Raw genomic sequence first — 15438 nt, forward strand, 5'->3', positions numbered from 1 at the left:
TTAAAATCATTGTACTACCAACGAAAATATAGATGCTATTAACTGTGCTAAAATGGATGCTAATCCATATGCTATTTTCAATGTTTCTCCACAAAAACTGAACTACTTAGATTTCATCCCTCTGGCTTTTACTTTCTAACTTTTAAACACCCTTGAAAGCTTGACGATAGATTTCTGCTAGTTCTGTTACTAATGGTAGCTTAGGATTGGCTGTTGTACATTGATCTTCGAATGCACGCTCTGCTAAATAGTCTACTTTATCCTCAAAAGCTTTCTTAGTTACTCCGTTTGCTTCAATACTCATCGGTATTTCAAGCTCTTTTGCTAGTTGAATAACCGCATGTATTAAGCTTTCAACCCCTTCTTCTGTTGTTCTAGCAGGTAATCCTAGTGTTCTAGCAATCTCTGCATAGCGCTGGTCTGCAACAAAGTGTTCATACTTAGGGAATGAAGCAAATTTCTTTGGCTTTGTCGCATTATAACGGATAACATGTGGCATTAGGATTGTGTTTGAACGCCCATGTGCAATATGGAACTCTGCTCCTAGCTTATGAGCTAAGCTATGGTTAATTCCAAGAAATGCATTTGCAAATGCCATACCAGCAATAGTTGAGGCATTATGCATTTTCTCACGTGCAATTGCATCACTGCCATCACGATATGCACGTGGTAAATATTCAAATACGAGTTGAATAGCTTTCATCGCTAATCCATCTGTATAATCATTTGCCATGATTGACACATATGCTTCAAATGCATGGGTTAATACATCCATTCCAGTATCAGCAGTAATCACCTTTGGAACGGTCATCACAAATTGTGGATCAATAATAGCTACATCTGGTGTTAGCTCGTAATCAGCTAATGGATATTTTATATTATTTACTTTGTCTGTGATAACTGAGAAAGAAGTTACTTCTGAACCAGTTCCAGACGTTGTTGGAATCGCAACAAACTGAGTTTTCTCACCTAGCTTCGGATATTTAACTACCCGCTTACGAATGTCTAAGAACTTTTGCTTCAGTCCAAAGAAGTCGGCATCAGGATGTTCATAGAATAACCACATCCCTTTTGCTGCATCCATTGCTGATCCTCCACCAAGGGCAATAATCACATCTGGCTGGAAAGCAGACATCGCTTCTGCACCCTTCATGACTGTATCAATTGATGGATCTGGCTCAACATCAGAGAAAACTTCGACATGAACCATATCAGGGCGTTGGCGTAGGTAATGTGTGACTTTATCTACATATCCAAGCTTCACCATTCCCGGATCCGTAACAATGAACGCTCTAGAGATATTAGGCATTTTTGCTAGATATTGAGTTGAATTTTTCTCGAAATAGATTTTTGGTGGAACCTTGAACCATTGCATATTATTATTCCTTCTCGCCATTCTTTTGATATTTAATAGATGAATTGCACCAACGTTTTGAGAAACAGAGTTTTTACCATATGAACCACAACCAAGTGTGAGAGATGGTAAGAATGCATTGTAGATGTCACCAATTGCCCCTTGAGAAGATGGAGCATTCACGATGATACGGCAAGCTTTCATTTTAAGAGCAAATGCTTTTTGAACGTCTTCATTTGTTGAGTGAATCACCGCTGAGTGACCTAGTCCACCGAACTCTAGCATTTCTTCGGCACGCTGTAAGCCTTCTTTCGTGCTATTTACTTTATAGCAAGCTAGTACTGGGCTTAATTTCTCTCTTGAAAGTGGATATTGTGCTCCTACACCTTGCAACTCGGCAATTAAGATCTTCGCATCAACTGGCACCTGAACTCCAGCCATTTTCGCGATTTCATAGGCTGGTTTACCTACGATATCAGCATTTACAGCACAAGTGTCTTCTCTAATTACAAGCGCTGACACTTTTTTCGTTTCTTCAGCAGATAAGAAGTAGCAGCCTTTATCAATTAGCTCTGCTTTTACTTCATCATAAATTTCTTTATCTATAATTACAGCCTGCTCAGATGCACAAATCATTCCATTATCAAATGTCTTTGATAGGATCAGATCGTTTACTGCACGCTTCACAATCGCTGTTTTTTCAATATAACAAGGTACGTTTCCTGGACCAACTCCTAATGCTGGCTTACCAGTGCTATAAGCTGATTTCACCATCGCCGCTCCACCTGTTGCTAATACTAGAGCAATGCCAGAATGATTCATTAATAATTTCGTTGCTTCAATTGATGGTACTTCAATCCATTGAATACAGTCAGCTGGAGCACCGTGCTTCACTGCTGCATCTCTTAATACTCTTGCTGCTTCACTGCTACATTTTTGAGCAGATGGATGGAACGCGAAGATGATTGGGTTTCTTGTTTTAATTGCAACAAGAGCTTTGAACATTGTAGTTGATGTTGGGTTTGTAACTGGTGTAACTCCTGCTACAACACCAACAGGTTCTGCAATCTGAATGACACCTTCATAATCGTTCTCATCAATGATTCCAACAGTTTTATCATATTTAATGTTGTTATAAATATATTCTGTTGAGAAGATATTCTTAATGACCTTATCTTCGAATACACCACGCTTGGTTTCTTCAACTGCTAGTTTTGCAAGTGGCATATGTTGATTTAATCCAGCTAACGCCATTTCTTTCACGATTTGATCAATGGTTTCTTGATCAAATTCTAGAAATTGCTTTAATGCCTTTTGTCCTTTTTCTACTAATGAATCAATCATTGTTTGGACTTCGTTTTGTATTTTTATCTCTTTCTCTTCTACTGCCATTTTAAACCCTCCTATTTGTGAAATATTTCACATGTTTAATTAAAAATAAAAACGTGTTGCAAGTTTGTAATTATTTTCACATGTTTGTTCAAAAAAAATATTTATCTTGTTGCAACTTCCATGTTTACATTATAAGGCTTGATTTTTCATTTGTGTGTGAACAGTTTGTGAAACATCGAGCATGTTTGAGTAATAAAATTAACCACAAACTGGGTTTCTTAGGATTTTAGTAATTGAAATATCATTGTACATTCTAGTATTCTGTTTAAGTAAGCAGACAAAGTTTGTTGTCCATATAGTCGTGGGGATCGCTTGCCCTTCTTCAATCATCATTGCTTCGAATGTATCACCAACTAGCCCTTCAAAGTCTTTTCGAGAATAAGTTTCAGTGTCGGTTGAAAAGTCTTTCCATTCGCATAAGATCATATTTGAATCCTCCCTCTTTGAATATCTTTTCTTACCTTCTACACTTATTATTATAGCATCTATTCACCTTGATAAAGGTACTAATAATGAACAATTTATGAAACATAAAAGAGCCTCTGCAAGCAATCTTCTGTTGCTTCGAGGCTCTTACTGTTTACGAATTCTTCTGTTCTCTTCTTGCAAAGTCAATAAATCGAAATTTATCAAGTCGATGTCTGGATTCAGTATACTGAAATAACGTTGCATCATCTAGGTACACATAATTTTTCACAACAACAATATGCTTGTACTCCTTTAAATCTAAATACTTCTCATCCTCAGGTGTACAATCCTCGACGACAATTTCTTTTTTTGCAAAACTTATTGTAAGCTTGATTTCATCTTCAAGATAGGCATAGATGGAGCCTTCACAAATCTCCTTTGATAAATAGGGAATGTATTTCTTATTAAAATAATCCTTATCTAGGATGATTCGCTCTCCATCAATCTCTCTAGCTCGAACGACCTTCCATACCTCATCCTTACTTGTTACATTTAATTGCTTTTTGATGAACTCATCTGGTTTCACTAAGCCAAATTCATGAACAATAGTATTTGATGTTTTACCAATTGTTTCTGAAACTTCTTTAAAACTAACTAAGCCTGATACCGGAAAGCTGAATTTATTTACATCAAGTACGATCGAGCCTTTTCCTTTAATTTTTTGAATTAGACCATTCTGTGATAATAAGGTAAGTGCTTTTCTGATCGTTTCTCTGGATGTCGAGTAGACTTCAGCTAATTCATGTTCAGAAGGGAGTTTTGTCTTTGCAGCAATTCTTCCAGATTGAATTTGTTCAGCAAGTTCATTGTAAATTGTAAGGTATTTATTTTCTCTCATATTTACCACCGAATCTATTGTAGCACTATTTTTTTAGATGATAAATAATCGATTCATATGGACGTAGGCTTATTTTGTTCACATCTGTTGGTGAATTTGAGTAATTAGATAGTAATATTTCTGATTGATAGCCGTCTAGCTCTATACCTTCTGGTAGTTCAAACTCTGTCTGCTCCCCGTAGAAATTGTTCACAACTAAGAGTTTCTCATCATTTCCATTGCGAATATAGGCAAAAACGTCAGGATGATCTTCAACTAATAACTGATAATCTCCATCTGTAATGATGTCATATTCTTTACGAAGCTTAATTAGGCTTTGATAATGATAAAATACAGAATCTTGATCCTTGAGGGCATTCTCTGCATTAATTTCTTTATAATTAGATGCGACATTGATCCAAGGAGTTCCGTTTGTAAAACCTGCGTGTGGCTCGTCATTCCATTGAACTGGGGTTCTAGAGTTATCTCTAGACTTGCTTTTCAGAATGTCGATAATATCAGTCTTACTCATTCCCTGTTCTGCCTTGATCTCATAGATATTTAATGATTCCACATCACGGTACTCTGAAATATCATCGAAATTTGGGTTTGTCATCCCAAATTCCTCACCTTGATAAATGTAAGGAGTTCCCTGCATCATATGAACTGTTGTCGCAAGCATTTTTGCAGATTCCTTTAAGTATTCCTTATCGTTTCCATATCTTGAGACAATTCTAGGTTGGTCATGGTTACACCAGAATAATGCATTCCAGCCGCCGCCCTTGTTCATTTCAACCTGCCATGTTGAAAGAATTTTCTTCAAGGCTTGGAAGTCAAAGTCAACAAGCGACCATTTATCTCCATCCTTGTAATCAACTTTTAGATGATGGAAATTGAACGTCATGCTCAGCTCTTTGCTTTCTGGATTCGTATATTTAATACAATGATCAATCGTTGTTGAAGACATTTCTCCCACGGTCATACTATCATATTTAGAGAATACCTCTTGGTTCATTTCCTTCATAAATTCATGAACTCTTGGTCCATCAGTGTAGAATCTTCTTCCATCACCAGGTGCAATTGTGCCGTCATCATCAGGGTAGTCTTGATCTTTACTGATTAGGTTGATGACATCTAGTCTGAAACCATCGACTCCTTTTTCAAACCAGTATGTCATCATCTCATATAATTTCCCGCGGAGCTGTTCATTTTCCCAGTTCAAGTCAGCTTGAGTGACGTCAAATAAATGGAGATAGTATTGACCTGTTGTTTCATCGTATTCCCAAGCAGATCCTCCGAACTTTGATTCCCAATTTGTTGGCTTATCCTTCCAAATATAGAAATCGCGAAATGGATTGTCCTTTGATTGCACTGCTTGCTTAAACCACTCATGCTCTGTGGATGTGTGGTTTACAACGATATCCATGATCAATTTGATGCCACGTTTGTGTGATTCTGCAAGAAGTGTTTCAAAGTCCTCAAGTGTTCCATACTCTTCATGGATATTATAATAATCGCTTATATCGTAGCCATTATCTTTTTGTGGAGATTTATAGATAGGAGTAAGCCAAATGACGTCGACCCCTAGTTCTTTTAGATAATCGAGCTTTTGAATGATTCCCTGTAAGTCCCCTACACCATTTCCAGATGTGTCGTTGAAGCTTTTCGGGTAAATTTGATATACGACTGCTTTTTTCCACCAAGGTTGTTTCATCTTTCACGCCACCACCGATTTTCATTTTAAATGCGAATGAGGATGACTCATAAATGAGCCAGCCTCATGATGTTGTATTAAGCTTTTGCACGTTTGAATTTTGATAAGAGTAAGGTTAATACGAAAGGTACTATAAGTACAATTCCCATTCCGATAAAGAATACTCCCCAGAACTGTGGATAAATCGATAAGAATCCTGGTAATCCACCAACACCGATTGACGGAGCCTTAACACCATTAACTGCAATGAACATTCCAGCAATGGCTGTACCGATGACTGCAGCGATAAATGGGTAACGGAAACGCAGATTTACACCAAACATCGCTGGTTCTGTAATCCCTAAATAGGCAGATACAGTCGATGTCATCGCAAGTCCTTTTAACTTCTCATCCTTTGCTGCAACCATCACAGCTAGAGCTGCAGATCCTTGAGCAATATTTGATAGTGCAAGAATTGGCCATAAGAATGTCCCTAATACCTTTGGATCACCAATTAATTGTAGATCTACTGCTAAGAACGTATGATGCATACCTGTAATAACAAGTGGTGCATAAAGGGCACCATAGATTAATCCACCTAATAATGGAACAGCTTCAAAGACTGAAACAACAGCTGTCGTAATCCAGCCACCAACAGTGAACGTAACTGGTCCGATTAAAATGAATGAAGCAAAGCCTGTTACTAATAGTGCAATAGGTGCAACTAATAATAACTGGAACGCATCAGGAATGCGTTTACGTAAAAACATTTCAATCTTCGCTAACACATATGATGCTACTAATACTGGTAAAACTTGACCTTGATATCCAACTTTTTGTATATCTAACCCGAATAAATGCCAAACAGGAACTTCCTCTGCTGATCCATAACCCCAAGCATTAAGTAAATCTGGGTGAACTAGCATTAAACCAAGCACCATTCCGAGGAGCTCACTACCACCAAACTTCTTCACTGCGGACCAACCGATTAGACCTGGTAGGAACACAAAGGCGGTATTAGCTATTAAATTAATAATGCTTGCGAAATCAGCCCATTGTGGGTGCATATCAATAACAGATGCTTCATCATAAAAGATTCCGGCTCCTGTTAGAATGTTGTTAATCCCCATTAATAAACCGGCTGTAACGATTGCTGGTAAAATTGGGATGAAAATATCAGCTAATACTTTTATCGCTCTTTGCAAAGGATTCAAGTTCTTCTCTGCTGCATCCTTTAGCTCTTGCTTTGATGACTCACCAATTCCTGTTAGATCAACTAACTCTGCATATACTTTATCAACAGTTCCTTGTCCAATGACGACTTGAAACTGACCGTTTGTTGAAAATGATCCTTTTACTAGGTCGATATTTTCTAATGCTTCTTTGTTTACCTGTGATTCATCATTTAAGGCTAGACGCAATCTCGTCACACAATGTGTGGCCGCAGAAATATTGTCTTTGCCTCCGATTGCATCGATTATTTGCTGTGCTACTTCTCGATTATTACTCATTTCTCAACCCTCCAGATTGATGTCTACTAAGCGCTCGAAGAAAATCAGCGATAATAACATCATTTTCCGTCAATCGCTTTCATTTTATTCTATCGCACCACTTGTATATACATCTTGTATTTTCACTCTAACTTGTATATACAAGTTAGTCAACAGTTTTTTCGACAATTTTTTTAAGCAGTCATAAAAAGAGGAACCTAATCGGCTCCTCTTTTTTAACGAAATTTATCATTTACTTTTGTTTCATAGTTTTTAAAGATGGATGAATTGGATCCTTTTCGATTCTTCATCACTTGATTTAATCTTATTTTTTTCTGAGTAAGTTTTTCATTCAACAGCACTCTTTGCTCATCGTCGTGACATTTATCAATTAAGTCTTCAATCGTTAGTAATTCTTTTCGAAGCTCTGTTTCCTCATTGATGACACCAGCATTTTTCATAATTTTGTATGCCATACGAAGCTCTTGTGGAATCGCTGATAAATCTTCATGCTTCAACTTTTTCCCATAACCGGGCAAATTATCGAATTCCCCATTTTCATAGGCCCTACGTATCTTGTCCTCTGAAACAATCTGTGAAAAATCCATCCTATCCTCTCCTTTTTATAGAGTAGGTACTTTAGAAGTCTTTTATCTTATTTTACTTCATTTTCACAGTTATTTACAGTTTTAAGCTTACTAAGAACTCATATAGTTATTTTATATAATATTAAGTTTATATCGCAGTTTTCTAATAGTATGATGAATTTAAATAATTAAGAAAGGGGTGAATATAATGAAAAATAAGAAGGTTTATTTATTTACTTTAATATTATTTTTTTCTTCAACATTTTTTTCCGGTTATACACATGCTAACACTGATACCCAAAACGAACTAAAAGAAGAAATAAATAAGGTTAATAATGAAATAATCGAGAATACTGATAATGTTGAGATTACACCTCAGTATCTAGTTGGAGGAGGATTATTAACATGTAAACAGGTAGGAACTAGTACTGTAGCAACTTGCGATATTACTTTACAATCTACTCTAATGATTTATTCGGGACATATTACTGTAGACGTTTACAGAATTGATAATTTTGGTAACAGAACTAAAGTTCAATCAAGAGCAATGAACCACGATGATAATCCTGCACCTTATACTTTTCATGATCAAGCCGACTTTAGTCTAGCAAAAAGCACAGATCCAATCCTTTATAGAGCTGTAGCAAATGGTTATCTAAATACATCTGGCGACTCTCCTACATATGTTAAAAGCCTTTGGTCAGCAAATTTCTGGATGGGAAGTAAATAAGATAATACTTAAATTCCAATAATAATGAGGAGCGAAAGGTAATGGACAAATGGACAATAAAAACTATAAAAAAAACAGAAGATCTTTTACCTTCAAATGAATTCTTTGATCCATATTTCAACTCAACTATAGAAACTTTTGATGCAACTAAAGTGAGAACACCACCCTCTACATTATCTAACATTGAACAATTACTTCTTGTACTTCCTTATCTATTCGAAGGTAAGAATTTTGTCCAAGCTATCTCAAACTTTGATAACTATGGTATTGAACGCTTATATACATTTGCTTCACATTTCAATAAAGTTCAAAATATTAAAAGTGGAAACATTCTGGTTAAAATACAATTTATGAAACCAAAGCATGAATCTCTTCAATTGTTTAACCACCTCGATTCTATAAATAAAATCAACAAATTTATTAGTTCCTTATATCTAACACCAAATCCAAGAGTTAATTACCATCAATCAATAAATGTTAATCCTAACCTTGGCACTCTTTTTCTATTAAATCGCAATATGATACATCCATTAAATGATTATGAATTATTACAAGCAAGAGATTTTATTGAATTCTTTTCAGAGTGTTATCCTAGGTCATATATTATTAAATCTAACGATATTTATTTTGAAAAAGAGCTATTAAATAATTTTGGAGTGAGAGTTCTTTCACACGTTTATGATACTCTTATTTGTAATGTACTTGAAAATACAGTTTTATTTTTTGGTGGGGCTAACTTATCTAAAATTTGAAATTCCCCACCTATGCTTTTCTTATATGTCATAACAATTATTAATATATTCTTAATATTAATTAAATCATAAAACTTCTCTTTAAAAATGATAGAATAAGCCATGCTGCGATTTTACTTGTCATATCACGAAAATCGATGGTTGGATCGATTTCAACGATGTCCATAGCTTTCACAAGTGGGTTTGAGGCTAACAGTTCAAATGCTTTTATCAATGAATGACTATCCATACCTCCAGGACCAATGGCTGGACATCCTGGTGCAAAGGCTTGATCTAACACATCCATATCAACCGATACATAGATCAGATCCACCTTTTTCTCCTCAAGGTAGCTCATCGAATCCTGAACAATTTTTTCGATTGAATGGTCTTGGACGTCTTTCATCGTGAACACTGTAATCCCCTGTTCCTTCGCATATTTGGAGTACGCTTCACTATTCATAAAATCACGGATTCCAATTTGAATTAGATGTTCTCCCTGAATTCGCTTATTCTCGATTAAGCTGCGAAAAGGGGTACCATTTGTTGGTCCTCCATCCTCTAGATTACGCAAATCATGATGGGCATCAAATTGGATGACACCTACTGTCTTTGACATAGAAAAAGCGGATATCGCTGGATAACTAATCGAATGGTCTCCACCAAGGATAAATAATTGCTCCACTTGATTTTGCTGCAAGATTTCTTCAATCGATTCTCTAATCCGTTTTTGTGATTCTAGAATATCTGTTGCATGCATGACAATATCACCATAATCTACGACAGACTCTATAGGAAGATTTCGAGCATCTTCAACGGAGTAATTCGTGTAAGCTTGGAACATTCTGCGAATAGTACTAGGTGCAAAAGCTGCTCCAGAGTGACTTATCGATGACTTGGATAATGGTGCCCCAATCAGTCCGACTTTTTGCTGCTGACGATGAGTTTCTTCATATGGAACGAAGATTTTCTCTGCTTTTGTCACATGTCGATCATGAAAAGGAGTACCCGGCTTTTTGACATATTCAAAGGAAGTCACCCCTGACTCCCCCTTTTAAATACAACCTTACCTTGCTTGAGCACTGTATTCACATGGTTTACTCCATAATGATAAGGAATATAGGAATAGTTAGGTGCATCCCAAATCACCACATCCGCAGGGCGGTTTAGTTTAATCTTCCCAGCTACACTCTCTCGTTTAATCGCGTATGCCGCATTAACAGTGACAGCGTACCAAATCTCCTCTGGGGTCATTTTCAGCTTCAGTGCCGCTAATGACATAATCAATTGAAGGTTTTCAGTTGGTGAACTACCTGGATTAAAGTCTGTTGATAAGGCGACTGCTACTCCAGCATCAATCATTTCTCTTGCACGGGCATTTTTCTCCTTCCCTAAGTAGAATGAAGTTCCAGGTAATAACACAGCCATCGTGTTTGATTCTGCTAACCTTTGGATACCCTCATCAGATGTCCCAACAAGATGATCACCACTAATTGCCTCTAGCTCAACTGCCAGTTCTGTCCCACCTAAAGGATCAATTTCGTCAGCATGGATTTTCACATCAAACCCATTTTCCTTAGCAGTCGTTAAAAATGCTCGTGATTGCTCAACTGAGAAAACACCCGTTTCACAAAAAACATCTACAAACTCAGCTAATTCCTCTTCTTTAATTTGAGCAAGCAGTTGCTCCATGAAAATTAAAAATTCAGTCGCCCTTCCCTTATACTCCTCTGGAATGGCGTGCGCGCCAAGAAACGTTGACACAAGGTCAATAGGGTGAGTTTCATTTAATTTCTTAACAACTCTAAGCTGTTTAAGCTCTGTCTCATGATCTAAACCATACCCACTTTTTGCTTCTACAGTGGTGATCCCGTAACTCAGTATTCGATCTAAGTGCAACCTGGCTTTTTCCAATAATTGCTCTTCACTTGCTTCTCTTGTCGCCTGAACTGTTGAGAGAATGCCTCCACCACGCTCTAAGATTTCTAAATAAGGAATTCCCTGTTGCTTTAATGCCAGTTCATTTTCTCGTGAGCCACCAAAGACAAGATGTGTATGAGGGTCGACTAATCCAGGTGTGACAAGCTTTCCTTTTGCATCTATTTTTGCTATCGCTGCAAGCTCATGGGCTTCATCATGAGTTCCGATAAATGCAATCCTTCCGTCTTTTATTCCAATGGCTGCATTCTCAATAATTGGTAGCTTTCGTAATTGTTCTCCTCTAACCGGACCAGTTCCTTGGTGGTCCATCGTTAACATCTGTCCTATATTTACAATTAATGTATCAAACGTAGTCATGCTTTTTCCCCTTCCTTCCCATCTAGCATTGGAACTACAATGTCATTTTCGTTCGCAACCTGTACCGCACGTTCATACCCAGCATCCGCATGACGAATTACACCCATTCCAGGATCTGTTGTTAACACCCGCTCTAGTCGTTCCTGCGCAAGCTCCGTTCCATCAGCAACAACGACCATCCCTGCGTGAAGAGAATAACCCATTCCCACTCCACCACCGTGATGAAAGGAAATCCATGATCCCCCTGCTGCAGTATTAATCAATGCATTCAATACAGCCCAATCTCCAACCGCATCACTTCCATCTTTCATCGCTTCTGTCTCCCGATTTGGTGAAGCAACTGACCCACAATCCAGATGATCACGACCGATTACGATAGGTGCCTTTAATTCCCCTTTTTTAACTAACTCATTAATGGCAAGACCCATTTTCACTCGTTCTCCATATCCTAACCAGCAAATTCTTGAAGGTAGCCCTTGAAATGTAACCTTCTCACTAGACATATCGATCCAACGCAGTAATGCTTCATTCTCTGGAAACAGCTCCTTAATCAATTGATCCGTTCGTGCAATATCACTAGGGTCTCCTGACAAAGCTGCCCATCTAAACGGTCCCTTCCCCTCACAAAATAGCGGTCTAATATAAGCCGGTACAAACCCAGGAAAATCAAAGGCATTCGTCACCCCTTCATCTAGCCCGACTTGACGAATGTTATTTCCATAGTCGAAGACAACTGAACCACGATTCTTGTACTCTAGCATTGCTTGCACATGTAGAGCCATGCTCTCCTTTGCTTTTTGTACATATTGCTCTGGCTCAAGCTCTCTTAATCTCGCTGCTTCCTCAAGTGAAAATCCTACTGGAATATATCCATTTAGTGGATCATGAGCAGAGGTTTGGTCTGTCACAATATCAATTTCCACACTCCGTTTAAGTAGATCATAATGAACGTCAGCTGCATTTCCTATTAACCCAATTGAAAGAGCTTCCTCTTTGTCCCTCGCTTCATATGCCCACATCAATGCCTCATCGATTGAATCTGTCATTCGGTCACAATACCTTGTATCGATTCGCTTTTGGATTTTTGCTGGGTCAACTTCAACAGCAATGACAACTCCACCGTTCATTGTGACAGCAAGTGGTTGAGCACCACCCATTCCACCTAAACCCGCTGTTAAAGTAATCGTCCCCTTCAGTGAGCCGTTAAAATGCTTTGCCGCCAGTGCGGCAAAGGTCTCATAGGTGCCTTGTAAAATCCCTTGGGTTCCAATGTAAATCCAGCTTCCTGCTGTCATTTGTCCATACATGATTAACCCTTTTTTATCAAGCTCATGGAAATGCTCCCAATTGGCCCATTTAGGTACAAGCACAGAATTCGAAAGTAACACTCTAGGTGCACGCTCATGAGTTTTGAACACTCCAACCGGCTTCCCAGATTGAATTAACATCGTTTCATCATTTTCAAGCTTTCTTAACGTATCTACGATGGCATCAAATGCTTCCCAGCTTCTAGCTGCCTTTCCAATTCCGCCATAGACGACTAACTCTTCTCCTTTTTCCGCTACCTCAGGATCTAAATTGTTGTACAGCATACGTAATACCGCTTCTTGTTCCCAGCCCTTACACTCAAGCTCTAAACCCTTCTTAACTCTTACTGTTCTTCCCGTTTTTTTATTCATCTTCTTTCCTCCTTCGCATTTTTTTGAGGTGAATTTATTAATGGAGTGATATCAACATTCCTCAACCAATCGTTCACCTTCTCAATGTCCTTAGAAAAAATACGATCCTTCGTAATCGCTGAAACCATCTTTCGCGCTTCCAGTAGAAATCCCTTTGTCTTTGTTGCCATGTTCTCTACACCTCGGTATTCAGTTGCTTGCAATGCACATATAAGTTCTATTGCAATCACTCTTCTCGCATTTTGAATGATTTGATATGCATGTCTTGAACCAATCGTTCCCATGCTGACATGGTCCTCTTGATTGGCTGAGGATGGAATCGAGTCAACACTTGCTGGGTGTGCCAATGTTTTATTTTCAGATACTAGTGATGCCGCACAATATTGCATAATCATTGCACCAGATTGAAGTCCTGGCTGCGGACTTAAGAATGGAGGTAAATCATTTAATTGCGGATTCACTAATCGTTCAATCCTTCGTTCTGATATATTTGCAAGCTCTGCGATAGCGACCTTTAGAAAATCCATCGCAAACGCAATCGGCTGACCATGAAAATTTCCACCTGAGATGACCTTCTGACCGTCATCAAAAATTAGAGGATTATCTGTCGCAGCATTGACTTCAATTTGTAGCTTTTCTTTCACATAATTCAGTACCTGCCAAGATGCACCATGTACTTGTGGGATACATCTTAATGAATAGGCATCCTGCACCCGAAGTTCACCCTGCCTAGTAGTTAGCTGACTATCATGTAAGTATTCTCTTATTCTCTTAGCAACCTCGACCTGCTCTGGATAGCCCCGAACGAGCTGAATATCCTCATCAAAGGCATCAATAATTCCCCTTAATCCTTCAACTGTTATTGAGGAGATTAATTCACTCTGATAAGCTAGTTGCTCTGCTTCTAAATAACCAACGACGCCCATCGCTGTCATTGCTTGTGTTCCATTTATAAGAGCTAGCCCTTCCTTTGCTTTTAGAATGAGTGGAGAGATTTTTTCTTTTGATAAGGCTGTGACTGCATCCACTTTTTCACCCTTGTAGATGACCTCGCCTTCCCCCATCAGCACTAATGCTAGATGTGATAATGGCGCCAAGTCTCCACTTGCACCCAGTGAACCTTGACTAGGAATCACTGGGTGAATTTCAGCATTAAGTAAATCAAGTAGCTGCTCAACCACCACTCGTCTGACACCTGAATATCCTTTCAATAAGGCATTGGCTCTTAACAGCAACATCGCTCTTGCGACAACCTCGGGAAAAGGATCACCCACCCCACAAGCATGCGAGTGAATGAGATTTAGCTGTAATTCCTCCACATCCTCTTGTTCAATCAGAACATCACTAAATTTTCCAAAGCCTGTAGTAATCCCGTAAACTACTTTTTTAGAGGACACAATTTGTTCCACTGCCATACGGCTCTTCTCGACGACCTCCAAACTTTCTGCCGAAGCAACAACGATTTCTTTTTTATACAATACGCGTTTGATTTCATCCATCGTTAATGAATTCCCTGTCAAAATAACCACCTAGCTTCACCCCTTTATCAAAATAAAGAAAGGGGCTGTATGACTAGAACATCACTTGATGCTTGTCATACAGCCCCTATTAACTACTTTAGATAGATTTTTTTCATGCATTCGCATTTTAGATCACCTATTATCTATGAAATGATTACTTCTTTTCTCTTACCTTATTCTCATTGTATGTGGGGATAAAATTGTCTGTCAATTAAAATTTTCCATATTTTAACAAGTTATCAATCTACCAAAGTAGTACATTAAAGAATTTAGTTCATTTTTCAAACATATAACCATTTGTAATATTTAGGTGACATGGTATATTTATCCTATTAATAGATTTGTAGAAAGGAAGATGTTTCGGTGGATTTTATCTTTAATTTGGTATTTCTCCTCCTATTTTTGAGTCCTTTCCTTTTTTTATATTTGAACAAAAAGCGTGTTGCCTTAGTAAATGTACTAACAATCATTCTTTATTTAGGAATGTGGGGATATGTTCTTAGCTATAAAGGAAGTGAATTTACTCTTAATCTCCCTATTTTCATTTGGATTGTCCTCTTAGTAGGATTGATTGGATTTTATCTTACTGGAATTTCCCTGCTTTTCAAGACAAAGGTGGCAGTAAAATCTCCGGCTGTATGTTTTGGCCTCAATATTCTAGGTACGATTGCAGTGTGCG

At 38.0% G+C, this 15438-nt stretch carries 12 protein-coding genes; 2 read left to right on the top strand and 10 right to left on the bottom strand.

Annotated features, from left to right (window positions below):
- Window positions 1-142: 142 nt before the first annotated feature.
- The 6 genes from adhE to F7888_RS18135 form a co-directional block, all read right to left on the bottom strand.
- On the bottom strand, window positions 143-2746 hold the full coding sequence (adhE, locus tag F7888_RS18110) for a bifunctional acetaldehyde-CoA/alcohol dehydrogenase (protein ID WP_191781946.1): 2604 nt from the start codon (window positions 2744-2746) through the stop codon (window positions 143-145).
- 198 nt (window positions 2747-2944) lie between these two features.
- Window positions 2945-3172 (bottom strand): hypothetical protein, encoded by a 228-nt coding sequence (locus F7888_RS18115; RefSeq protein WP_191781948.1) that lies wholly within the window; start codon window positions 3170-3172, stop codon window positions 2945-2947.
- Between the two features lie 154 nt (window positions 3173-3326).
- Window positions 3327-4052, bottom strand: a complete 726-nt coding sequence (gene treR / locus F7888_RS18120; RefSeq protein WP_191781950.1) for a trehalose operon repressor — start codon at window positions 4050-4052, stop codon at window positions 3327-3329.
- Window positions 4053-4077: 25 nt separating this feature from the next.
- Window positions 4078-5745 (bottom strand): alpha,alpha-phosphotrehalase, encoded by a 1668-nt coding sequence (treC, locus tag F7888_RS18125; RefSeq protein WP_191781952.1) that lies wholly within the window; start codon window positions 5743-5745, stop codon window positions 4078-4080.
- A gap of 77 nt (window positions 5746-5822) precedes the next feature.
- Window positions 5823-7235, bottom strand: a complete 1413-nt coding sequence (treP, locus tag F7888_RS18130; protein ID WP_191781954.1) for a PTS system trehalose-specific EIIBC component — start codon at window positions 7233-7235, stop codon at window positions 5823-5825.
- A 215-nt stretch (window positions 7236-7450) separates the two neighbouring features.
- Window positions 7451-7822 (bottom strand): DnaJ family domain-containing protein, encoded by a 372-nt coding sequence (locus F7888_RS18135; RefSeq protein WP_191781956.1) that lies wholly within the window; start codon window positions 7820-7822, stop codon window positions 7451-7453.
- Window positions 7823-8009: 187 nt separating this feature from the next.
- Between F7888_RS18135 and F7888_RS18140 the strand changes: the two genes are divergently transcribed.
- On the top strand, window positions 8010-8531 hold the full coding sequence (locus F7888_RS18140; protein ID WP_191781958.1) for a hypothetical protein: 522 nt from the start codon (window positions 8010-8012) through the stop codon (window positions 8529-8531).
- A gap of 41 nt (window positions 8532-8572) precedes the next feature.
- Window positions 8573-9283: a hypothetical protein gene (locus F7888_RS18145; RefSeq protein WP_191781960.1), complete on the top strand. Its 711-nt coding sequence runs from the start codon at window positions 8573-8575 to the stop codon at window positions 9281-9283.
- A gap of 61 nt (window positions 9284-9344) precedes the next feature.
- On the opposite strand, the gene hutG is transcribed toward F7888_RS18145, so the two are convergent.
- From hutG to hutH, 4 genes are read right to left on the bottom strand one after another with little or no spacing between them, the layout of a single operon-like run.
- Entirely contained in the window at window positions 9345-10301 is a 957-nt protein-coding gene (hutG, locus tag F7888_RS18150; protein ID WP_191781962.1) for a formimidoylglutamase, read from the bottom strand.
- Window positions 10298-11560 (bottom strand): imidazolonepropionase, encoded by a 1263-nt coding sequence (hutI, locus tag F7888_RS18155; protein WP_191781964.1) that lies wholly within the window; start codon window positions 11558-11560, stop codon window positions 10298-10300. The genes hutG and hutI overlap by 4 nt, the downstream gene beginning before the upstream one ends.
- Window positions 11557-13239, bottom strand: a complete 1683-nt coding sequence (gene hutU / locus F7888_RS18160; RefSeq protein WP_191781966.1) for a urocanate hydratase — start codon at window positions 13237-13239, stop codon at window positions 11557-11559. Before hutU ends, hutI begins: the two co-directional genes overlap by 4 nt.
- Window positions 13236-14768 (bottom strand): histidine ammonia-lyase, encoded by a 1533-nt coding sequence (gene hutH / locus F7888_RS18165; RefSeq protein ID WP_191781967.1) that lies wholly within the window; start codon window positions 14766-14768, stop codon window positions 13236-13238. The genes hutU and hutH overlap by 4 nt, the downstream gene beginning before the upstream one ends.
- Window positions 14769-15438: the final 670 nt, after the last annotated feature.

The organism is Litchfieldia stipae (assembly GCF_014837155.1).
In the GTDB taxonomy this organism is placed as follows: Bacteria; Bacillota; Bacilli; order Bacillales; family Bacillaceae_L; genus Litchfieldia.

Coding starts and splice junctions, on each gene's coding strand:
- treR (WP_191781950.1), bottom strand. CDS start 4,052: ATGAGAGAAAATAAATACCTTACAATTTACAATGAACTTGCTGAACAA.
- treP (WP_191781954.1), bottom strand. CDS start 7,235: ATGAGTAATAATCGAGAAGTAGCACAGCAAATAATCGATGCAATCGGA.
- F7888_RS18140 (WP_191781958.1), top strand. CDS start 8,010: ATGAAAAATAAGAAGGTTTATTTATTTACTTTAATATTATTTTTTTCT.
- adhE (WP_191781946.1), bottom strand. CDS start 2,746: ATGGCAGTAGAAGAGAAAGAGATAAAAATACAAAACGAAGTCCAAACA.
- hutU (WP_191781966.1), bottom strand. CDS start 13,239: ATGAATAAAAAAACGGGAAGAACAGTAAGAGTTAAGAAGGGTTTAGAG.
- treC (WP_191781952.1), bottom strand. CDS start 5,745: ATGAAACAACCTTGGTGGAAAAAAGCAGTCGTATATCAAATTTACCCG.
- hutI (WP_191781964.1), bottom strand. CDS start 11,560: ATGACTACGTTTGATACATTAATTGTAAATATAGGACAGATGTTAACG.
- F7888_RS18145 (WP_191781960.1), top strand. CDS start 8,573: ATGGACAAATGGACAATAAAAACTATAAAAAAAACAGAAGATCTTTTA.
- F7888_RS18115 (WP_191781948.1), bottom strand. CDS start 3,172: ATGATCTTATGCGAATGGAAAGACTTTTCAACCGACACTGAAACTTAT.
- F7888_RS18135 (WP_191781956.1), bottom strand. CDS start 7,822: ATGGATTTTTCACAGATTGTTTCAGAGGACAAGATACGTAGGGCCTAT.